At 70.2% G+C, this 19,675-nt stretch carries 14 protein-coding genes and 1 pseudogene; 5 read left to right on the top strand and 10 right to left on the bottom strand.

All coding sequences use genetic code 11. The features are described 5' to 3' along the window. Window positions 1-2: 2 nt before the first annotated feature. Window positions 3-1,250, bottom strand: coding sequence for an efflux RND transporter periplasmic adaptor subunit (locus AVTE2539_RS14270; RefSeq protein WP_284411483.1), 1,248 nt, complete (start codon window positions 1,248-1,250; stop codon window positions 3-5). A 238-nt stretch (window positions 1,251-1,488) separates the two neighbouring features. Beyond that, window positions 1,489-2,328 (bottom strand): alpha/beta hydrolase, encoded by an 840-nt coding sequence (locus AVTE2539_RS14265; RefSeq protein ID WP_284411481.1) that lies wholly within the window; start codon window positions 2,326-2,328, stop codon window positions 1,489-1,491. Window positions 2,329-2,492: 164 nt separating this feature from the next. Here AVTE2539_RS14265 and AVTE2539_RS14260 point away from each other — a divergent pair, with 164 nt between their 5' ends. The 3 genes from AVTE2539_RS14260 (at window position 2,493) to AVTE2539_RS14250 (ending at window position 4,409) form a co-directional block, all read left to right on the top strand. Continuing rightward, window positions 2,493-3,404, top strand: a complete 912-nt coding sequence (locus tag AVTE2539_RS14260; RefSeq protein WP_284395394.1) for a LysR family transcriptional regulator — start codon at window positions 2,493-2,495, stop codon at window positions 3,402-3,404. Between the two features lie 119 nt (window positions 3,405-3,523). Beyond that, complete coding sequence (locus AVTE2539_RS14255) at window positions 3,524-3,862, top strand: VF530 family protein (RefSeq protein WP_502868922.1); 339 nt, start codon at window positions 3,524-3,526, stop codon at window positions 3,860-3,862. A 184-nt stretch (window positions 3,863-4,046) separates the two neighbouring features. Continuing rightward, window positions 4,047-4,409, top strand: coding sequence for a DUF4148 domain-containing protein (locus tag AVTE2539_RS14250; protein ID WP_284411479.1), 363 nt, complete (start codon window positions 4,047-4,049; stop codon window positions 4,407-4,409). 18 nt (window positions 4,410-4,427) lie between these two features. On the opposite strand, the gene AVTE2539_RS14245 is transcribed toward AVTE2539_RS14250, so the two are convergent. The 4 genes and pseudogenes from AVTE2539_RS14245 to AVTE2539_RS14230 all read right to left on the bottom strand — a co-directional run bounded on the left by AVTE2539_RS14245 (window position 4,428) and on the right by AVTE2539_RS14230 (window position 9,722). After that, the gene (locus AVTE2539_RS14245; RefSeq protein WP_272568093.1) at window positions 4,428-5,402 is read right to left on the bottom strand and encodes an alpha-E domain-containing protein; all 975 of its coding nucleotides are present in this window, start codon (window positions 5,400-5,402) and stop codon (window positions 4,428-4,430) included. Window positions 5,403-5,473: 71 nt separating this feature from the next. Continuing rightward, window positions 5,474-5,542: pseudogene (locus AVTE2539_RS26360) on the bottom strand (alpha-E domain-containing protein); the annotation flags it as partial. 43 nt (window positions 5,543-5,585) lie between these two features. Then, a complete protein-coding gene (locus tag AVTE2539_RS14235) occupies window positions 5,586-7,046 on the bottom strand; it encodes a circularly permuted type 2 ATP-grasp protein (protein ID WP_272568087.1) in 1,461 nt (486 codons plus the stop codon). 108 nt (window positions 7,047-7,154) lie between these two features. Then, a complete protein-coding gene (locus tag AVTE2539_RS14230; protein WP_502868921.1) occupies window positions 7,155-9,722 on the bottom strand; it encodes a DNA internalization-related competence protein ComEC/Rec2 in 2,568 nt (855 codons plus the stop codon). A gap of 176 nt (window positions 9,723-9,898) precedes the next feature. On the opposite strand from AVTE2539_RS14230, the gene AVTE2539_RS14225 reads away from it, so the two are divergent. Both AVTE2539_RS14225 and AVTE2539_RS14220 read left to right on the top strand, forming a co-directional pair. After that, window positions 9,899-11,563 (top strand): methyl-accepting chemotaxis protein, encoded by a 1,665-nt coding sequence (locus AVTE2539_RS14225; RefSeq protein WP_284411477.1) that lies wholly within the window; start codon window positions 9,899-9,901, stop codon window positions 11,561-11,563. Between the two features lie 155 nt (window positions 11,564-11,718). After that, a complete protein-coding gene (locus tag AVTE2539_RS14220; RefSeq protein WP_272568083.1) occupies window positions 11,719-12,177 on the top strand; it encodes a RidA family protein in 459 nt (152 codons plus the stop codon). A gap of 188 nt (window positions 12,178-12,365) precedes the next feature. On the opposite strand, the gene AVTE2539_RS14215 is transcribed toward AVTE2539_RS14220, so the two are convergent. The 4 genes from AVTE2539_RS14215 to AVTE2539_RS14200 all read right to left on the bottom strand — a co-directional run bounded on the left by AVTE2539_RS14215 (window position 12,366) and on the right by AVTE2539_RS14200 (window position 19,589). After that, window positions 12,366-14,252: a methyl-accepting chemotaxis protein gene (locus AVTE2539_RS14215; protein WP_284411474.1), complete on the bottom strand. Its 1,887-nt coding sequence runs from the start codon at window positions 14,250-14,252 to the stop codon at window positions 12,366-12,368. A 135-nt stretch (window positions 14,253-14,387) separates the two neighbouring features. Continuing rightward, window positions 14,388-16,739: a DNA topoisomerase IV subunit A gene (gene parC / locus AVTE2539_RS14210; protein ID WP_272568080.1), complete on the bottom strand. Its 2,352-nt coding sequence runs from the start codon at window positions 16,737-16,739 to the stop codon at window positions 14,388-14,390. Between the two features lie 15 nt (window positions 16,740-16,754). Then, the gene (locus tag AVTE2539_RS14205; protein ID WP_284411472.1) at window positions 16,755-17,537 is read right to left on the bottom strand and encodes a lytic transglycosylase domain-containing protein; all 783 of its coding nucleotides are present in this window, start codon (window positions 17,535-17,537) and stop codon (window positions 16,755-16,757) included. Window positions 17,538-17,606: 69 nt separating this feature from the next. Continuing rightward, on the bottom strand, window positions 17,607-19,589 hold the full coding sequence (locus tag AVTE2539_RS14200) for a DNA topoisomerase IV subunit B (protein WP_272568075.1): 1,983 nt from the start codon (window positions 19,587-19,589) through the stop codon (window positions 17,607-17,609). Window positions 19,590-19,675 lie beyond the last annotated feature (86 nt).

Below are 19,675 nucleotides of genomic sequence, written 5' to 3'. Positions count from 1 at the left end.
GATCACGCCGCGGGCTGCTTGGCGGCGGCGCGGGCCTCGGCACCATCGCCGGCCATGCCGGCCTTGGCGGTCATGGGCACGTCCTGGGGAGAGACCTGGGCGCCGGGGCGCACGCGCTGCAGGCCGTTGACGACGATGCGCTCGCCGGCCTTCAGGCCCGAGGTGACGACGCGCAGGCCGTTCACCGGCGCGCCCAGCTGCACCTCGCGGTACTCGGCCTTGTTGCCCTCGCCCACCACCATCACGTACTTCTTGTTCTGGTCCGTGCCCACGGCGCGCTCGTTGATGAGCACGGCCTGGGTGTTCTTGACCTGGCCCATGCGGATGCGCGCGAACTGGCCCGGCATGAGCACGCCGTCGGCGTTGTCGAACACGGCGCGCACGCGCACCGTTCCGCTGCGGGCATCCACCTGGTTGTCGATGAGCTGCAGGTGCCCGGTGTGCGGCGTGCCGCCGGCCGTGCCCGTGCCCATCTGCACCGGAATGCTCTCGATCAGGGTGCGCGCGCTCTTGCCCGAACGCAGGCCCTCCAGCGCCTTCGCCACGATCTGCTCGTCGGTGTCGAAGCTCGCGTAGATCGGGCTCACCGACACCAGCGTGGTCAGCACCGGCGCGCCGGCGCCCGCGGCCACCAGGTTGCCCACGGTGACCTCGATGCGGCCCACGCGGCCTGCGACCGGGGCGCGCACCTGGGTGTAGCCCAGATTCAGGCGCGCCGTCTGCAGCGCGGCCTGCGCGGCGCGCAGGTTAGCGTCGGCCTCGCGCTGGGCATTCATGCGTTCGTCGTGCTCGCGCTGGGCGATGGCACGCTCTTCCCACAGGCGCGTGGCGCGCTCCATTTCGCTGCGGGTGTAGGAGACGCGGGCCTGCGCGGCGACCACCTGGGCCTCGGCGCGGTCCACCTCGGCGGCGTAGGGCGCGGGGTCCACGGTGACCAGCAGGTCGCCCTGCTTGACCAGCGAGCCTTCGCGGAAATGCACGGCCTGCACGGCGCCGCCCACACGCGGGCGGATGTCCACGCGCTGCACCGCTTCGAGCCGGCCCGAAAACTCGTCCCACAGCGCGATCTCCTGCTGCAGCACGGCGGCCACCGAGACGGGCACCGCGGGCGGCGCGGCTTCCGGGGCCGGGGATTCGGCATGCGAACTGGGCAGCCCGAAGAGCGTGCCGCCCGCGGCGGCGATGGCGGCCGCGGCGCCGGCGGCAGCCCACCAGCGGCGACGGGAAGGGGAAGTGTGTTGCGGGTTCATGGTGGAAGTCCTCCGGGTTTTTTCAAGGCAAAAGCAAAAAGTCGAAATCGATCGGGCAAGGGTTGCCCCTTCCGGCCCACGGGGGCCAGAAAACAAAAGGGACGCAGCTAACAGTGGAAAGGCGGCGAAAGGCGGGTCGTGCGGCTCGCCGAAGCGGATCGCAGTATCAAACCTCAACCGGGGTTGAGGTCAATACACCCCGCGGGTCAGCGCGCGGGCAGGTCGGTGGTGGTGAGGGTCAGGGCGCAGGACATCGGGTGGCCTCGAAGAAACGGCTGAACTGCGCCTGAACCTCGGGCGCACAAGGGCATTCGCCCGAACCGGGCTGCAGCAGGGCATCGGGCCACTGGTTCGCCTTGGCGAACACGTGCTGCGTGACTTCCAGCCCCGCCGCCTGCAGCCGGTTGGCGTAGGCGAGGGCTTCGTCGCGCATGGGATCGTCGTCGCCCACCAGCACCAGCGTGTGCGGCAGGCCGGCCAGCCGCTGCGCCATCGCGGGCACGGCATAGGGGTGTTCGGCATCGCGGGTGCAGCGCAGGAACTGCAGCCAGCCATCGGCCCACTTGCAGGCGGTCGACTCGCCCATGGCGGCTCGCACCGAAGGCGTGGCGCCGCAGGGGTCGAGCATCGGCGACAGCAGGATCTGTCCGGCCAGCGGCGGATGGGACTGGTCGCGCGCCATCAGCGCCACGCCCGCGGCCAGGTTGCCGCCGGCCTCCTCCCCCGCCACGTACACCCCGGCGCCGGGACCGGCCAGGCGGGTGCGGTGCTTGTGCGCCCACTTGAGCACCAGGTAGCCGGCGTCCACCGGCTGCGGGAAGGGATGGTCGGGCGAGAGCGGGTATGCCACCGACACCACCAGCGCGCCGGCGCGCTCCAGCAGCCGGGCCACCGTGCAGCCGTTGTCCAGATCACCCGCCACGAAGGCACCGCCATGGAAATGCACCACCAGCGGCAGCGTTTCCTTGGGCTTCTTGCGGCCGTACATGCGCACGGACACTTCCTGCCCCTTGGCCACCTCAATGGTGGTGTCGGTGCAGATGGAAGACGATGGCGATGGGGTGAAGGTGCTGGACATGGCGGTGACCGGACAAGACCGGGTGATGTGAAATGTAGCGACGCAGCCGCCGACGATAAACCAGCCAAATGCCACAGCTCTGTTTCCGATTGCCGAACAATCGGCGGCACGGGCCCGTGTGAGAATTCCTTGGCCCCATTCGGGGCCAGAGAGAAGGAGGGCCCATGGACCAGATCCAGGCCATGCGGGTTTTTGCAAGGGTGGTGGAGGCGGGCACGTTCACGCGGGCGGCCGATTCGCTGCAATTGCCCAAGGCGACCATTACCAAGTACGTGCAGGCGCTCGAGGCGCGGCTGCGCGTGAAGCTGCTCAACCGCACCACGCGGCGCGTGACCGTCACGGCCGATGGCGCGGCCTACTACGATCGCACGGTGCGCCTGCTCGCCGATTTCGACGACATCGAGGCGAGCATGACGCACGCGCGCGCCACGCCCAGCGGCCGGCTGCGCGTGGACGTGGGCACTTCAGTGGCGCGGCTGCTCATCATTCCGCGGCTGGAGGAATTCCATGCGCGGTTTCCCGACATCCAGATCGACCTGGGGGTGAGCGACCGGCCGGTGGATTTGATCGGCGACAACGTCGACTGCGTGATCCGCGGCGGCGAGCTGACCGACCAGTCGCTGGTGGCGCGGCGCATCGGCAACCTGGCCTTCGTCACCGTGGCCGCGCCGGCCTACCTGGAGCGCTACGGCACGCCCACCCACCCGCTCGATCTGGAGGGCGACCACAAGAGCGTGATCTATTTCTCGCCGCTGTCCACCCGCCGCTATCCGCTGGAGTTCGTGCGCGACGGCGAGATGATCGAGGTCACCGGGCCCTCGCAACTGGCGGTGAACGAGTCCAACGCCTACTCGGCGGCGCTGGTCGCGGGGCGCGGCGTGGGGCAGATCACACTGTTCCAGGCGGCCCGGCAGCTGGAGCGCGGCGACCTCGTGCGGCTGCTGCCCGAGTGGTCCATTCCGCCCATCCCGATCTACGTGGTGTACCCGCCCAACCGGCACCTGAGCGCCAAGGTGCGGGCCTTCGTGGACTGGGCGGCCGAGCTGTTCGCCAGCGAGCGGTATCTGCAGACCTGAACGTTCGCTATATTTTTCATAGCTACACGCCCTAGTATCGATTGCACTGGGGCCCTTTTCGATGCATACCCACGCCAGGCCGCCGCCCACCGGCCGCGCGGGGCCGTATGCTCCCCGGCATGACCGAACCCGAAGTCCCCGAACCTGGCGAAACCCCCGCCCCCAGCGCCACCAACGCGCCCTCCACCCCGAACGCCATGCCGCCCGCGCCACCGGCCAGGCAGCCGCGCAACCCCCTGCACGGCATCACGCTCGAAGCCATCGTGGTCGCGCTGCACGACTACTACGGCTGGGAAGGCCTGGCGCAGCGCGTGGCCCTGCGCTGCTTCGAAAGCGATCCCAGCGTGGCGTCCAGCCTGAAGTTCCTGCGCAAGACGCCCTGGGCGCGCGAGAAGGTCGAGAGCCTGTACCTGTTCATGCTGCGCGAGCACAAGCGCCAGGGCGGTAGGCCGGGCTGAACGCGGCCGGCCCTGACAACCAACCCATCCCTGACGGCCCATTCGCGCTGCGCCAGCGCAGCTCAGGCGCTCGGGCCGTGCATTCGTCGCAATCGGCTCGCGGCCGCAGGCCCCGGTGGGCACATTGGAGGCACGGAGAGGCACACGCCTGTCCTGATCCCCCAACCCGCCCCAGGAGCCTTCCATGCCCACCGTTTTCGACCGCCGCAACACCACCGCCTCGCCCCACACCCTGGCGCGCACGGCCCTCGCCGCCTGCGCCCTGCTCACGGGCTCCCTGACCATGGCACAGACCAGCGCGCCGCCGGATGCGGCCACCGCAGCCGCGACTGCGCCCCGAGTGGTTGCGATGGATGCCCCCGCAGGCCGCACGCGCGCCGAGGTGATCGCCGAGCTGCAATGCGCGCGTGCCTCGGGCGAACTGGAGGCCATGGCGATGCAGTCCTATGGCATGCCCACCCCGCCCGTGAACCGGGCCGTGCCCGAATGCGCCGCAGCGGGCGGCACGGCCGTGGCCGGCAGCGCCGCCTCCCGCCCGGCCCCATGATCCGCGGCGGGCCGTGCTTCAGGCCGGCACGGGCACCAGGAAGTCGCGGCTGATGCCCGCGCCCAGCTCGTTCACCCGGTCCAGGAACTGCGTGAGGTACGCATGCAGCCCGGTGGACAGGATCTCGTCGATGCGGCCGTAGCGCAGGTCGGCCAGCAGCCGGCCCGCCTTGCGCTGGGTCTCCGACGACTGGTCGTTGGCCACCACCGCGAGGTTCTCACCCACCTCGTGCAGGCTGGCGTGCAGCGAGCGCGGCATGTCGCGGCGCAGGATGAGCAGGTCGGCCACGCGCTCGGGCGTGATGACGTCGCGGTACACGCGGCGGTACACCTCGAACGCCGACACGCTGCGCAGGATGGCGCTCCAGTGGTAGAAGTCGAACTCCTGCGGCGCGGCCCGGCTGCGGTCGCGCGTGCCCGATCCGTGGAAGTCGCTCTGCACCGCGTGGAACTTCACGTCCAGCAGCCGCGCGGTGTTGTCCGAGCGCTCGAGGAACGTGCCCAATCGCAGGAAATGAAAGGCCTCGTCCTGCAGCATGGTGCCCAGCGTCACGCCGCGCGACAGGTGCGAGCGGTACTTGACCCATTCGAAGAACTGGCCCGGATCGCGTTCGAACAGGCTGCCTTCGAGCTGGCGGTGCAGCTCCAGCCAGGTCTGGTTCTGCGTTTCCCACACCTCGGTGGTGAGCGCCCCGCGCACGGCCCGGGCGTTCTCGCGCGCGGCGCGCAGGCACGACAGGATGGACGACGGGTTGTTGCCGTCGCGCACCATGAACTCCAGCACCCCTTCGCGCGTGACCTCGCCGTGCCGCGCGGTGTAGGCGGGGATCAGCTCGCTGATCGACAGCAGGCCCAGCCAGCTCTCCTGCGCCACGTCGGCCGACTGCGGGAGCAGCGAGGTCTCGTAGCTCACGTTGAGCATGCGGGCGGTGTTTTCTGCCCGCTCGGTGTAGCGGGACATCCAGAACAGATGATCGGCAGTGCGGCTCAGCATGCGGCCTCCCCGGGCAGAAAACCCCGCACGCGCTGCGCGCGCACGCGGTGTGTTGATGAAAGCCCGCCTGCAGCGGCCTTTTCTGCCCGCTCGGTGTAGCGGGACATCCAGAACAAGTGATCGGCAGTGCGGCTCAGCATGCGGTCTCCCCGGCAGAAATTTCGAAACGAAGGGTCTGATGCGTCATGCAACGCTCCCTTCTTCTCCCAGCACCCAGGTGTCCTTGGTGCCCCCGCCCTGCGATGAATTCACCACGAGCGAGCCCTCCTTGAGCGCGACGCGCGTCAGGCCGCCGGCGGCCATCTGCACCTTCTGGCCGCTCAGCACGAAGGGGCGCAGATCGATGTGGCGCGGGGCGATGCCCGATTCCACGTAGGTCGGGCAGCTGGAGAGCGACAGCGTGGGCTGGGCGATGTAGCCCGAGGGGTTGGCCAGCACCGCGGCGCGGAACTCCTCGATCTCGGCTTTCGTCGCGGCCGGGCCGATCAGCATGCCGTAGCCGCCGGCGCCGTGCACTTCCTTCACGACCAGTTCGTGCAGGTGGTCCAGCACGTAGGCCAGGTCGTCGGGCTTGCGGCACACCCAGGTGGGCACGTTGGCGAGGATGGGCTCCTCGCCCAGGTAGAAGCGGATCATGTCGGGCACGTAGGGGTACACCGACTTGTCGTCGGCGATGCCCGTGCCCACGGCGTTGCAGATCGCCACGTTGCCCGCGCGGTAGGCGTTCATGAGGCCCGCGCAGCCCAGGGTGGAGGTGGGGCGGAAGACCTGGGGGTCGAGAAAGTCGTCGTCCACGCGGCGGTAGATCACGTCCACCTGCTTGAGGCCGCGCGTGGTGCGCATGTACACGAAGTTGTCCTTGACCACGAGGTCCTGGCCCTCGACCAGTTCCACGCCCATCTGCTGCGCGAGGAAGGCGTGCTCGAAGTACGCGCTGTTGTACATGCCGGGCGTGAGCACCACCACCGTCGGCTGCGCCGTGGCGGCGGGGGCGCTCGCGCGCAGGGTGTCCAGCAGCAGGTCGGGATAGTGGGCGACCGGCGCCACGCGGTGCGTGCGGAACAGTTCCGGGAAAAGCCGCATCATCATCTTGCGGTTTTCCAGCATGTACGACACGCCCGAGGGCACGCGCAGGTTGTCTTCCAGCACGTAGTAGATGCCGTTGCCGCTCGCGTCCGGGGCGCGCACGATGTCGATGCCGGCGATGTGCGCGTACAGGTCGCGCGGCACGTCCACACCGGCCATCTCGGGCCGGTACTGGGCGTTCTTGAGGATCAGGTCCGAGGGGATGATGCCGGCGTGCAGGATGTCCTGGCCGTGGTAGACGTCGTGGATGAAGCGGTTGAGCGCCGTCACGCGCTGCACCAGCCCCTGCTGCATGCGCGCCCATTCGTGCGCGGGGATGATGCGGGGGATCAGATCGAAGGGAATGAGCCGCTCGGTGCCGGCGCCGTCCTCGTCCTTGGCGCCGTACACCGCAAAGGTGATGCCCACCCGGCGAAAGATCATCTCGGCCTCGGCGCGGCGCGCCTGCATGGCCTCGTCTGGCTGGCCCGACAACCATTGGCCGTAGCGCTTGTAGTGGGGGCGCACGTCGCTGCCGTCGAACGGCAGCATCGTGTACATCTCATCGAACTTCTGCATAACTGGTGCCTCCTGTAACCAGCATAGCAAGTTGTGAGCCGGGTTTTGGCGACCGGCGGGCACGGGCGCGTTTTACCGCCGGCACGCCGGGGTGATGGCGCGCCGTCCTCACGGCAACGGGGCGGGCGCGTGGTGCCAGTAGCGCCGGCCCGCGTCGCGTTCGCACCGCCACTGGCCGGGCGCCTCGGACGCCCAGGTGGCGGCGCCGCAGCGCGGCGAATCGAGCAGCACGGCGCCCCGCTCGCGGTACCGCGCCACCACCTCTGGCGCGGGGTGGCCGAAGCGGTTGCGGTAGCCGGCCTGCACCAGCGCGGTGCGGGGCCGGGCCGCATCCAGCAGCGCGGGCGTGGAAGACGTCTTGCTGCCGTGGTGCGGCACCAGCAGCACATCGACCGGCGCGATGGCGCCGCGCGCCACCAGGGCGGCCTCCTGCGCCTGCTCGATGTCGCCCACCAGCAGCGCGGACGGCGCGGCGCCCTGCCCCGAGGTGCCTTGCGGCGCCGGGGCGGCCGTGATCCGCAGCACGCAGCTCAGGGTGTTGGGCCGCACGGCAGGCCGGGACCCGTCGGATGGCAGCGATGCCTGCGCCTGCGCCTCCAGCGGGTGCAGCACCTCGAACAGCACGCCGTCCCAGGCCCACCGCTGGCCCGCCAGGCACGGCGCCGCGGGGCGCAACTGCTGCAGGGCATGCTCGTTCTCGATCGAGCCCATGAGCCCCGCCTGCGGCTGCTGCGCCAGCACGGCGGCGGCCCCGCCGGTGTGGTCGGTGTCGCGGTGGCTCAGCATCAGCAGGTCGATGCGCTCGCCCATGCTGCGCAGCAGGGGCACCAGCACGCGGTCGCCCGCATCGCTGTCCAGCCCATAGCGGGGCCCCGCGTCGTACAGCATGGCGTGGCGCGCGGTGCGCACCAGCACGGCCTGGCCCTGCCCCACGTCGGCGGCCAGCAGGTCGAACTGGCCCGGCGGCGGGCGGTGCGGCTGCCACCACAGCACGGGGATCAGCAGCGGCACGCCCAGGGCCCGCAACGGCCAGGGCCAGCGCAAGGCCAGCAGCGTGCCGCCCGCCACCCCGGCCACGCCCGCCCACACCGGGGCGGCGGGCAGCGACACCGCGGCCCACGGCAACGCGGCCAGCCACTGCAGCAGCCCGGCAAACGGCAGCACGCACCACGCGGCGGCGGTCCACAGCGGCGCCCACAGGGTGCCCGCCAAAGCCAGCGGCGTGACCACCAGCGTGATCCAGGGAATCGCCACCAGGTTGGCCAGCAGGCCGACGATGGACACCTGCCCGAACAGCAGCAGCGTGAGCGGCGTGAGGGCGAGCGTGACCACCCACTGCTCGCGCAGCATGGATGCCAATCGGCCCGATGCCCTAGATTCATTTGCCTCTTTTGCTATTGAATCAGTAGCAAACAGCACTGCCACCGCGACGAAGCTCAGCCAGAAACCCGCCTGCAGCAGCGCCCAGGGATCGGCCAGCACGACCACGGCACAGGCCAGCAGCCAGACCTGGGGCCAGGGCCAGCGCCGCCCGGATAACCGCAGCAGCGCCACGGTGGCGAGCATGCACACCGTGCGCTGCGCCGGCACGCCCCAGCCGCTGAACACGGCATAGGCCCAGGCCAGCAGCACGCCCCCGGCCAGCGCCGCCGTCGGCGCCGGCAGGGCCAGGCACCAGCGCGGCACGCGGCGCCACAGCGCGCCGACCCCCGCTGCGGCCAGCCAGGCGAACAGCGTGATGTGCAGGCCCGAGATGCTGACGAGGTGCGCCACGCCCGTGGCCCGGAACACGTCCCAATCGGCCCGGTCGATCGCGCGCTGGTCGCCGGTGACCAGCGCGGCCACCACGCCCGCGGCGCGGGTGCGGGCGGCGTTGCCGCCATCGTCCAGGCCCGTGCCGGCATCGACCGGCGCGAGATGGGCCAGGATGGCATCGCGCACTGCCTGGCGCGCCCGCTGCACCGGGTAGCGCCAGGTCGCCTCCAGCCGCCGGGGCGGTTCGTCCCGCGCGCCGGTGCGCACGTAGCAGGTGGCCTGCACGCCCTGCTCCCACCACGCCAGCTCGGCATCGAAACCGTGCGGGTTGCGCAGGCCGTGGGGTGCCTTCAGGCGCACGGTCATGCGCCAGCGCTCGCCGGCCTGCACCTGGGTGGACAGCCGCCGCACGTCCGCCGCGCCAGCGGCTTCGCCGAAGGTGCCCACGTACCAGGCCACATCGATCACCGGCGGCACCGCGACCGCCTGGCCGTCCAGCACTGCCGATTCCACCGCCATGCGCAGGCGCACGCCGGAGTCGCCGGTCTGCGGCATGGCGGCCACCACGCCCACGATGGCGATGTCGCGGCCTTCCAGCGCCGGCGGCAAGGCACCCTGCAGGAACAGCAGCGCCCGCAGCCCCGTCGCGCCCCCCATGAAGACCAGGCCGCAGGCCAGCATCCACCCGCGCGAGCCGCACCAGGCCGGCCGCCGCCCGCGGCCCGACGGCACCACCGCCGCCACGGCCCCCAGCAGCCCGCCCAGCGCCGCCGCCGCATAGGCGGCCAGCGGCCACAACGCCGCCTGCGTGAGTTGCAGCGCCGCACCCGCGAGCACCCCGGCCAGCCACCAGGGCCAGCGCCAGGGGCGCGCCATGGCAGACGTGGCGAGGACGGCAGGGGCGGGAGACGGCTGCGGCATGCGCGGATGCTAATGGCGGTCGACGGCAGCGTTTCCTTTTAGCGACAGCCCGGCGCTTTCCGCCTATTGGCATAGCCCATCTTCATGGCCAACCTAGGGTCGATTCACCTTTACTTTTACAGAATGTTGCCTATCATTTGAATCATATTTATCAAATAACGCGTTTGGAGTGCCATATGTCGCTGCGAAATCTCACCGTCAAAGCCCAGTTGACGCTTTCTTTCGGGGTGCTGGCCTTGCTGGTGCTGCTGGCCTCCAGCGTGGCGGTTTGGGGGCTCAATGGGGCCAATGAGAACTTCAGCGACTACGTGAATGGCGTCGCCGCACGCGCCAAGCTGTCCGAGCAGATCCGCATGGCGGTGGACCGCCGGGCCATCGCGGCCCGCAATCTGGTGCTGGTGAAGAGCGATGCCGATGTGGCGCTGGAGAAGGCGGCGGCGATCGAGGCGCACAAGGACGTGCAGGCCAACATGGCCAAACTGAAAGACATGGTCAGCCACGGCGAGGTCCCGCCGGCCATCCGGAGCCTCGTGGGCGAGATCGACAAGGTGGAGCAGGCCTACGGCACCGTGGCCCTGGACATCATCAACCTGGCCGTGTCGGGCCAGCGCGAACAGGCCACCACCAAGATGAACGCAGAATGCCGCCCCCTGCTGGCGGCGCTGATCGCCAAGACAAACGAATACTCGCTCGCCACGGACCAGCGGGCGAACGCCCTGGTCAAAGAGGCGGAGGCCGAGTTCCGGTGGCAGCGGTCCCTGCTGCTGGGCGCCTGCCTGCTGGCCTTCGCCGCGGCGGCCATCGCCGGCGTGCTGATCACGCGCAGCCTCACCCGCTCGCTGGGTGCCGAGCCTTCCGAGCTCAGCTCCGCGGCCCAGCGCGTGGCGCAGGGCGACCTGTCCGACATGGCCGGCCTGGCCAACGCCCTGCCCGGCAGCGTGCTGGCCTCGCTGGGCACCATGCAGCAGAGCCTGGTGTCCATCGTGGCGGAGGTGCGCAACGCCAGCGACTCCATCGCCACCGGCTCGATGGAAATCTCCACCGGCAACACCGACCTGAGCCAGCGCACCGAAGAGCAGGCCAGCGCGCTGGAGCAGGTGGCATCGACCATGGAACAGTTCAGCACCACGGTACGCAACAACGCGGACAACGCCAAGCAGGCCGATCAGCTGGCCCAGGACGCGACCACGGTGGCCACCCAGGGCGGCGGCGTGGTGACCCAGGTGGTCAAGACCATGAAGGACATCAACGACAGCTCGCGGCAGATCTCCGACATCATCGGCGTGATCGACGGCATCGCCTTCCAGACCAACATCCTCGCCTTGAACGCCGCGGTGGAAGCCGCCCGGGCCGGCGAGCAGGGCCGGGGCTTCGCCGTGGTGGCCTCCGAGGTGCGCAGCCTGGCCGGCCGTTCGGCCGACGCCGCCAAGCAGATCAAGGGCCTGATCGGCACCAGCGTGGAGCGGGTGTCGCAAGGGTCCGAACTGGTGGACGAGGCCGGCCGCACGATGCAGGAAGTGGTCGGCGCGATCCAGCGCGTGACCGAAATGGTGGCGCAGATCCGCGGTGCCAGCGCCGAGCAGAGCGCCGGCGTCGGGCAGATCAGCCAGGCCATCAGCCAGATCGACCAGACCACGCAGCAGAACGCCGCGCTGGTGGAAGAAAGCGCCGCCGCCGCACAGAGCCTGGAGCAGCAGACGCGCCGGCTGGTGGACGCGGTCGCCATCTTCAAGCTCGATGCCCAGGCCATGCTGTCCGCCTCCGGCCAGCCGGCCCTGCGCAGCCCCGCCAAGGCCGCCCTGCCCCCGGCCTTCCAGCCTCGCCGCCCCGCCCTGGCCTGAGCGAACGGGCGCCGCCGCCCCCCAGGGCGGCCGCGAGGAACGACGAACGCAGAGAACCGCCAGCCGGTTGTGCAACACTTGCGCGCTGCGCCGCAGGCCCCCGGGGCTTGCGGCCTTTTTCTGCCTTCTCACTCCTCCCGTTGCCAAGGAACACCATGAGCGTTTACGACAAGCTGAAAGAACTCGACATCACCCTCCCCCCCGTCTCGGTCCCCGCCGCGGCCTACGTGCCCTACGTGCAGACCGGCAACCTGGTGTTCCTGAGCGGGCACATCGCGCGCAAGGACGGCAAGCCCTGGGCCGCGCAGTTCGGCCGCAGCATCACCACCGAAGAAGGCAAGGCGGCCGCGCGGGCCGTGGCCATCGACCTGCTGGGCACGCTGCATGCGGCCACCGGCGGCGACCTGAACCGGGTCAAGCGCATCGTCAAGGTGATGAGTCTGGTCAATTCGACGGGCGAGTTCACCGAACAGCATCTGGTGACCAACGGCGCGAGCGAACTGTTCGGCCAGGTGTTCGGCGACAAGGGCGTGCACGCCCGCAGCGCCTTCGGCGTGGCGCAGATCCCCATGGGTGCCTGCGTGGAAATCGAATTGATCGCCGAACTGGGCTGATCGCGCGCCCTCGTTCGCGCAAGGGGTGGCTGGCGCAGGCCTGGGCCTGGGACGCCCACCCCGTCAAGACCGGGACCCGCTCGCGCTGCGGGTCACCCCTGGCTTTCGACAGCCCCCTCGCGGTGGCCCCACTGCTGGCAGCCCCCTGATGCATCGGCGCTTCGCAGCCGGTGCGTGTCAATGATTCCCTAGAACGACGTCCAGTCATCGTCCCCACCGCCCGCCGTCGCGCGCGCGGCGGCTGCAGGCTTCGGGGCAGGCGCGCTGCCCTTCGATGGGGGCGGGCTGGCAGGCGCGGGGCGGTCTCCTGCGGCCGCTGCGCTGACTGGTGCGCCTGCAACCTGGAGCGCGGGCGCGGGCGCGGGCGTTGGCCTGGGCCCCTGGGTCGGCACTTTGGCCGGCGCCTTCGCCGGTGCGGCAACGGCACGCGGTGCTGGACGCGGTGGCGTGCTCGGTGTCGGACGCGGTGTCAGGCGCGCTGTCGGCGCGGCCACCGGGGCCTGCGCCGCCGCGGCGCCCGGCGCAAAACCCGCCCCGTGATCCACCCGGAACACCGACACGGTGCGGGTCAACTGATCCGCCTGCTCGCGCAGGCTCTGGGCGGCCGCGGCGCTTTCTTCCACCAGCGCCGCGTTCTGCTGGGTCATCTGGTCCAGGTGGCCCACGGCCTGGTTCACCTGCGAGATGCCGGCGCTTTGCTGCGACGTCGCGGCCGTGACCTCGCCGATCATGTCGGCCACGCGCTGCACGGACTGCACGATGTCCGCCATGGTGGCGCCCGCGTCCTGCACCAGGCGCGAGCCCGCATGCACCCGCTCCACCGAGGCGCCGATCAGGCCCTTGATCTCGCGCGCCGCCTCGGCGCTGCGCCCGGCCAGCAGGCGCACCTCGCCGGCCACCACGGCGAAGCCCCGGCCCTGCTCGCCCGCACGCGCCGCCTCCACCGCGGCGTTGAGCGCCAGGATGTTGGTCTGGAAGGCGATGCCGTCGATCACGCCGATGATGTCCTCGATCTTGCGGCTGCTTTGCTGGATCTCCTCCATCGTGGCCACCACCTGCGCCACCACCTCGCCGCCACGCCGCGCCACGCCCGAGGCGCCCTCGGCCAGGCCGCTGGCCTCGCGGGCGCTGCCGGCGCTTTGCTGCAGGGTGCTGGAGAACTGCTCCATGGTCGCGGCGGTCTGCTGCAGGTTGCTGGACGTCTGCTCGGTGCGCGCGGACAGGTCCTGGTTGCCCGCGGCGATCTCCGCGCTGGCGATGGCGATGCTGTCGGTGCTGCGGCGCACCTGCTGCACCATGCGGCCCAGCGAGTCGCCCATGGTCTGCAGCGAACGCAGCAGATCGCCCAGCTCGTCGCCGCGCACCGAGGTCTGCGTGGCGCTCAGGTCGCCGCCCGCGATGCGCGCGGCCAGTGCGTTGGCCTCGGCCAGCGGCTGCTGGATGCTGCGGATCAGCACATACGCACCCGCCACCATGCACGCCACCAGCAGCGCCACGGCCAGGGCGCCCACGCGCACGGTCACCAGCCGCTCGGCCGCCACGGCCTGCTGCCCGGCCTGGGCGTTGCGCTGCTGCAGCTGCACGAAGTCGCGCAGGGTCTGCAGGTAGGCGGCCACCGCCGGGCTGTAGCTTTGCTTGACCAGCGCCGTCGCTTCGGCCTGCTGGCCGTCGGCCTTCAATTGCCGCGCCCGCGCACGCAGCTCAGTCATCGTCTTGCGGGCGGCGACGATGGCGGCCATCTGCGCCTTGTCGGCCTCCGAGAGCGGCAAGGCCTCCAGCGATTTCTGCACCTCGGTGATCTGCGCGGAGGTGGCGGCGATCAGGTCCTTGAACTCCGCCTCCATGGCCGGGTCGCTGCTCACGATGATGGCCTGCGTGCGCGCAGCGTTGGTCTCGGTGAGCCCGGCCCAGCGCAGGGCCGCCTCGACCCGCATGGCCATGTCGGCCGTGACCTGCGCGGAGCGCGCCTGCGTCGCGGCCGAGCGATAGGCCGAGGTACCGACCACGGCGGCCAGTGCGATCACGATCGCGACGACGGCCCCCCACAGCTTGTGGGAAATGCGCAGATTTTTCATGGCCGATCTCCGTTCGCTCCAGCAACCACCAAAGAGAGCTCCATGGTGCCAACGGTTGAGCCGCCTTGTGCAGCGCGAAAACCCTTGTGCGCTGCACAAGGCGGCAGGCGGGCGCCGGGGGCCCGCCGCAACAGGTTATTCGACCCGGAACACCGCCGACGGCTTGAAGCCCAGATCGGCGGCCTTGCCCTTGCGCCCGCGCGGCGAGCGGGCGTTATTCAGCGAACGGATCTCCAGCGTCTCCTCGCGCTCCTTGCCGCCGCGCCCCAGGCCTTCCAGGCGGATGCTGCGCGTGTACGCCACCGCGCCCGCCAGCGTGTCCTTCGGCTCCAGGTCGATCAGCATCAGGCCGCGGCCGCCGTTGGCCATGGTCTTGAGCTCGCCGATCTCGAACGTCAGAATGCGCCCGCCTGCCGATGCGCAGGCCACGTGCGTGGCCGGCGCCAGCAGTTGCGCGCCACTGGTGCCCCAGGCATGGGACGGGCGGCACACGGTCTCGCCCTCGCCCAGCGAGAGGAAGGCCTTGCCGCCCCGCTGGCGCGCCGTCATGTTCTCAACCGAGGCGAGGAAGCCGTAGCCGCCCGACCCAGCCAGCAGCAACGTGGCGACCGCCGGCCCGGCGAAGTAATGCAGCAGTTGGGTGCCCGACTCCAGCTCGATGAGCGTGGTGACCGGCTGGCCGTCGCCGCGCGCGCCGGGCAGCAGCGACACCGCCACCGAATACACCCGGCCGTTGCTGCCGAAGGCCAGCAGCGTATCGACCGTGCGGCATTCGAAGGTGGCATACAGGCCGTCGCCCGCCTTGAAGGCGAAGCTGCCCGGCTCGTGCCCATGGCCGCTGCGCGCGCGCACCCAGCCCTTTTGCGAGACGACCACGGTCACGGGCTCGTCCACCACGCGCACCTCCGCGATGGCCTTCTTCTCGGCCTGGATGAGCGTGCGGCGCGCATCGGCGAAGGTCTTGGCGTCGGCCTCGATCTCCCGGATCATCAGGCGCCGCAGCGAACCGGGGTTGCCCAGGATGTCCTCCAGCTTGCCCTGCTCGGCGCGCAGCTCCTTCAGCTCCTGCTCGATCTTGATGGCTTCCAGCCGCGCCAGCTGGCGCAGGCGGATTTCCAGGATGTCCTCGGCCTGCCGGTCCGACAGCGCGAAGCGCGCGATCAGCGCCGCCTTGGGCTCGTCGCTCGCGCGGATGATGGCGATCACCTCGTCGATGTTGAGCAGCACGATCTGCCGCCCTTCGAGGATGTGGATGCGGTCCAGCACCTTGCCCAGGCGGTGCTGCGAGCGCCGCACGATGGTGCCCTGGCGGAAGGCGATCCATTCCTCCAGCATCTTGCGCAGCGACTTCTGCACCGGCTTGCCGTCCAGCCCCACCATGGTCAGGTTGATGGGCGAGGAGGTTTCCAGGCTGGTGTGCGCCAGCAGCGTGGTGATCAGCTCCTGCTGCGGCACCTTGCCGGTCTTGGGCTCGAACACCAGGCGCACCGGCGCATCCTTGCTGGACTCGTCGCGCACGGCATCGAGCACGGCCAGCACGCTGCCCTTGAGCTGCACCTGGTCCTGCGACAGGGCCTTCTTGCCGGCCTTGACCTTGGGGTTGGTGATCTCCTCGATCTCCTCCAGCACCTTCTGCGTGCTGACGCCGGGCGGCAGCTCGGTCACGATGAGCTGCCACTGGCCGCGCGCGAGGTCTTCGATCTTCCAGCGCGCGCGCACCTTGAGGCTGCCGCGCCCCGTGCGGTAGGCGTCGGCGATGTCGCCCGCCGTGCTGATGATCTGGCCGCCGCCGGGGTAATCCGGCCCGGGCACGATGGCCATCAGCTCCGCCTCGGACAACTGCGGCGCCTTGATGAGCGCCACGCAGGCATCGGCGATCTCGCGCAGGTTGTGGCTCGGGATTTCGGTCGCCAGGCCCACTGCGATGCCGCTGGCGCCGTTCAGCAGCGCGAACGGCAGGCGCGCAGGCAGCTGGCGCGGCTCCTGCGTGCTGCCGTCGTAGTTGGGCATGAAATCGACCGTGCCCTCGTCGATCTCGTCGAGCAGCAGGCTGGTGATGCGCGACAGCCGCGCCTCGGTGTAGCGCATGGCCGCGGCGCCGTCGCCGTCGCGGCTGCCGAAGTTGCCCTGCCCGTCGATCAGCGGGTAGCGCTGGTTGAAGTCCTGCGCCAGGCGCACCAGCGCGTCGTAGGCCGACTGGTCGCCGTGGGGGTGGAAGCGGCCCAGCACGTCGCCCACCACGCGGGCGCTCTTGACCGGCTTGGCCGCCACGTTGCGGGTCGGGCCCGAATACCCCAGGCCCATGCGGTCCATGGAATAGAGGATGCGGCGCTGCACGGGCTTGAGGCCGTCGCACACGTCGGGCAGCGCGCGGCCCTTGACCACGGACAGGGCGTATTCCAGGTAGGCGCGCTGGGCATAGCCGGCCAGGCCCAGGCTGTCGTCCGATTCGGGTGGGGAAAGATCGAGAGGGGTTTGGTCGCTCATTCGGGAAATCGAAGGTCAAGGGGCGCGCGAGGCGCCGACGGTGCGAGCCGGCAGGCCGGCCGCAGCGCTTTGGGAAGGGGTGTCGTCGGAACCGGCGCCCAGCTCCATGCGCACGCGGCCCGGCGCGGCCCGGTGGGCCAGCAGCGGTGCCGGGGGCTTGAGCTGGGCATACAGGCCCAGCACGCTTTTCACGTAGTTCTGCGTTTCGCGGTAGGCCGGAATGCGGTTGCCGGCGCGCTGCACGGCACCCTCGCCCGCGTTGTAGGCGGCCAGCGCCAGATCGGTGCGGCCATCGAAGAGGTCCAGCAGGTGCCGCAGGTAGCGCGTGCCGGCCGACACGTTGATCGCCGGCTCGGTGAGCTTTTGCTCCACCGAGCGGCGCGCCTCGCCCGCCACGCCGAAGCGGGACGCCGTGGCAGGCATGAGCTGCATCAGCCCCACCGCGCCCTTGGGCGACACGGCGCGCGCGTCGAAGCCCGATTCGGTGGCGATCAAGGCCTGCAGCAGTTCATAGTCCACGCCGTTCTGGCTGGCCGATGCGCGCAGGTGGTGCTTGACGCGCTTGTAGTCGGGGGAGATGTCGAAGAACGCCAGCAGCCGGGCACCGGACGGCGTGGCCGCGGTGGCGCCCGTGGATGCCGCGGCAGGGCCGTCGCGGGTGGAGTCGAAATCGTTGCCGCGAAAGAACAGCCCGTAGCGCCCGTCCACCTGCTCGGCCGCGAAGTGGGTCACGCCGCGCTCGTCCACATAGGCCCACAGGTCGGCGCGCGCCGTTTGCTGCAAAAACAATAGCAGCATGCCGGCACAAACCATGCGCCAGAGGCCAGAAAGGCCCGAACGTCCGAACCGGTCGCGCCAGGCCATGGCTCAGATGTCCACTTCCACGGCGTCGCCGTGCAGTTCCATCAGTTCGCGGCGCGCGGCGGCCTCGCCCTTGCCCATCAGCTTGGTGATGAGGCCCTCGGTGGCGGCGAAGTCCATGTCGCCCAGTTGCACGGGCAGCAGGCGGCGCGTGTCGGGGTTGAGCGTGGTTTCCCACAGCTGCTCGGCGTTCATCTCGCCCAGGCCCTTGAAGCGGCTAATCTGGCACTTCTCGCGCGCCACGCCGTCCTTGGCGCATTTGTCGAGAATGGCCACCAGCTCGCCCTCGTCCAGCGCATACATCTTGGAGGCCGGCTTCTTGCCGCGCGCCGGCACGTCCACGCGAAACAGCGGCGGGCGCGCCACGTAGATGTGGCCGGTCTCGATGAGCTTCGGGAAATGGCGGAAGAACAGGGTGAGCAGCAGCACCTGGATGTGCGATCCGTCCACGTCGGCATCGGACAGGATGCAGACCTTGCCGTAGCGCAGGCCCGAGAGGTCGGGCGAATCGTTGGGGCCATGCGGGTCCACGCCGATGGCCACGGAAATGTCGTGGATCTCGGTGTTGCCGAAGAGCCGGTCGCGGTCCACCTCCCAGGTGTTGAGCACCTTGCCGCGCAGCGGCAGGATGGCCTGACTTTCCTTGTCGCGGCCCATCTTGGCGCTGCCGCCGGCCGAGTCGCCCTCGACCAGGAAGACCTCGTTATGGGCCAAGTCGCGGCTCTCGCAGTCGGTCAGCTTGCCGGGCAGCACGGCCACGCCGGAGCCCTTGCGCTTTTCGACCTTCTGCCCGGCCTTCTGGCGGGTCTGCGCGGCCTTGATGGCCAGCTCGGCGAGCTTCTTGCCATAGTCGACGTGCTGGTTCAGCCACAGCTCGAGCGCCGGGCGCACGAAGCCGCTCACCAGCCGCACCGCGTCGCGGGAATTCAGCCGCTCCTTGATCTGGCCCTGGAACTGCGGGTCCAGCACCTTGGCCGACAGCACGTAGCTGGCGCGGGCGAAGACGTCCTCGGGCAGCAGCTTGACGCCCTTGGGCAGCAGCGAATGCAGTTCGATAAAGCTTTTGACGGCATTGAACAGGCCGTCGCGCAGGCCGCTTTCGTGCGTGCCGCCCGCGCTGGTGGGAATCAGGTTGACGTAGCTCTCGCGCACCGGGTGGCCGTCCTCGGTGAAGGCCACGCACCAGGCGGCGCCCTCGCCTTCGGCGAAGCTCTCGTGGTGGCGGTCGGCAAAGCCTTCGCCTTCGAACAGCGGGATCACCGGGTCGGCGTTCAGCGTCTGGCCGAGGTAGTCGCGCAGGCCGCCCTTGTACTGCCAGGTCTGCGTCTCGCGCGTCTTCTCGTTGACGAGGGAGACCGACACGCCGGGCATCAGCACCGCCTTGCTGCGCAGCAGGTGCGTGAGCTCGCCCATGGGCAGCGCGGTCGCCTCGAAGTATTTGCCGTCGGGCCACACGCGCACCGTGGTGCCCTGCTTGCGCTCGCCGGCGGCCAGAGGGCGGGCCACCAGCGGCTCGGTCACGTCGCCGCCTTCGAACACCAGGCGGGCCACCTTGCCCTCGCGGTGGGTGCTGGCCTCCAGACGCAGGGCCAGCGCATTGGTCACCGAGACGCCCACGCCGTGCAGGCCGCCCGAGAAGCTGTAGGCGCCGCCCGACCCCTTGTCGAACTTGCCGCCCGCGTGCAGACGGGTGAAGACCAGCTCGATCACCGGCGCCTTCTCTTCGGGGTGCAGGCCGAACGGAATGCCGCGGCCGTCGTCTTCCACGCTGACCGAGCCGTCGGCGTGCAGCGTGACCTTGATCTTCTTGCCATGGCCGGCGAGCGCCTCGTCGGCCGCGTTGTCCAGCACTTCCTGGATGATGTGCAGCGGGTTGTCGGTGCGGGTGTACATGCCCGGACGCTGCTTGACGGGTTCCAGTCCCTTGAGGACGCGGATCGAGCCTTCGGAGTATTCGCTTGGCGGGGTGGAGGAGGGTTTGGCTGCCATGGGGGCGGATTGTAGTGCCGCAGGTCAGGATGGGCTGGATATAAACCCAGCCTTCTTTTCACCTGCCGCCGATGCCCGCGGTGGAA

Source organism: Acidovorax sp. SUPP2539 (assembly GCF_030158975.1).
Classification (GTDB): Bacteria; Pseudomonadota; Gammaproteobacteria; order Burkholderiales; family Burkholderiaceae_C; genus Paracidovorax.
This window is presented reverse-complemented; position numbering and strand designations above follow the sequence as displayed.

Bases quoted from the DNA above. Each gene is read 5' to 3' on its own strand.
- AVTE2539_RS14270 (WP_284411483.1), bottom strand. From the start codon at position 1,250: ATGAACCCGCAACACACTTCCCCTTCCCGTCGCCGCTGGTGGGCTGCC.
- AVTE2539_RS14265 (WP_284411481.1), bottom strand. From the start codon at position 2,328: ATGTCCAGCACCTTCACCCCATCGCCATCGTCTTCCATCTGCACCGAC.
- AVTE2539_RS14260 (WP_284395394.1), top strand. From the start codon at position 2,493: ATGGACCAGATCCAGGCCATGCGGGTTTTTGCAAGGGTGGTGGAGGCG.
- AVTE2539_RS14255 (WP_502868922.1), top strand. From the start codon at position 3,524: ATGACCGAACCCGAAGTCCCCGAACCTGGCGAAACCCCCGCCCCCAGC.
- AVTE2539_RS14250 (WP_284411479.1), top strand. From the start codon at position 4,047: ATGCCCACCGTTTTCGACCGCCGCAACACCACCGCCTCGCCCCACACC.
- AVTE2539_RS14245 (WP_272568093.1), bottom strand. From the start codon at position 5,402: ATGCTGAGCCGCACTGCCGATCATCTGTTCTGGATGTCCCGCTACACC.
- AVTE2539_RS14235 (WP_272568087.1), bottom strand. From the start codon at position 7,046: ATGCAGAAGTTCGATGAGATGTACACGATGCTGCCGTTCGACGGCAGC.
- AVTE2539_RS14230 (WP_502868921.1), bottom strand. From the start codon at position 9,722: ATGCCGCAGCCGTCTCCCGCCCCTGCCGTCCTCGCCACGTCTGCCATG.
- AVTE2539_RS14225 (WP_284411477.1), top strand. From the start codon at position 9,899: ATGTCGCTGCGAAATCTCACCGTCAAAGCCCAGTTGACGCTTTCTTTC.
- AVTE2539_RS14220 (WP_272568083.1), top strand. From the start codon at position 11,719: ATGAGCGTTTACGACAAGCTGAAAGAACTCGACATCACCCTCCCCCCC.
- AVTE2539_RS14215 (WP_284411474.1), bottom strand. From the start codon at position 14,252: ATGAAAAATCTGCGCATTTCCCACAAGCTGTGGGGGGCCGTCGTCGCG.
- parC (WP_272568080.1), bottom strand. From the start codon at position 16,739: ATGAGCGACCAAACCCCTCTCGATCTTTCCCCACCCGAATCGGACGAC.
- AVTE2539_RS14205 (WP_284411472.1), bottom strand. From the start codon at position 17,537: ATGCTGCTATTGTTTTTGCAGCAAACGGCGCGCGCCGACCTGTGGGCC.
- AVTE2539_RS14200 (WP_272568075.1), bottom strand. From the start codon at position 19,589: ATGGCAGCCAAACCCTCCTCCACCCCGCCAAGCGAATACTCCGAAGGC.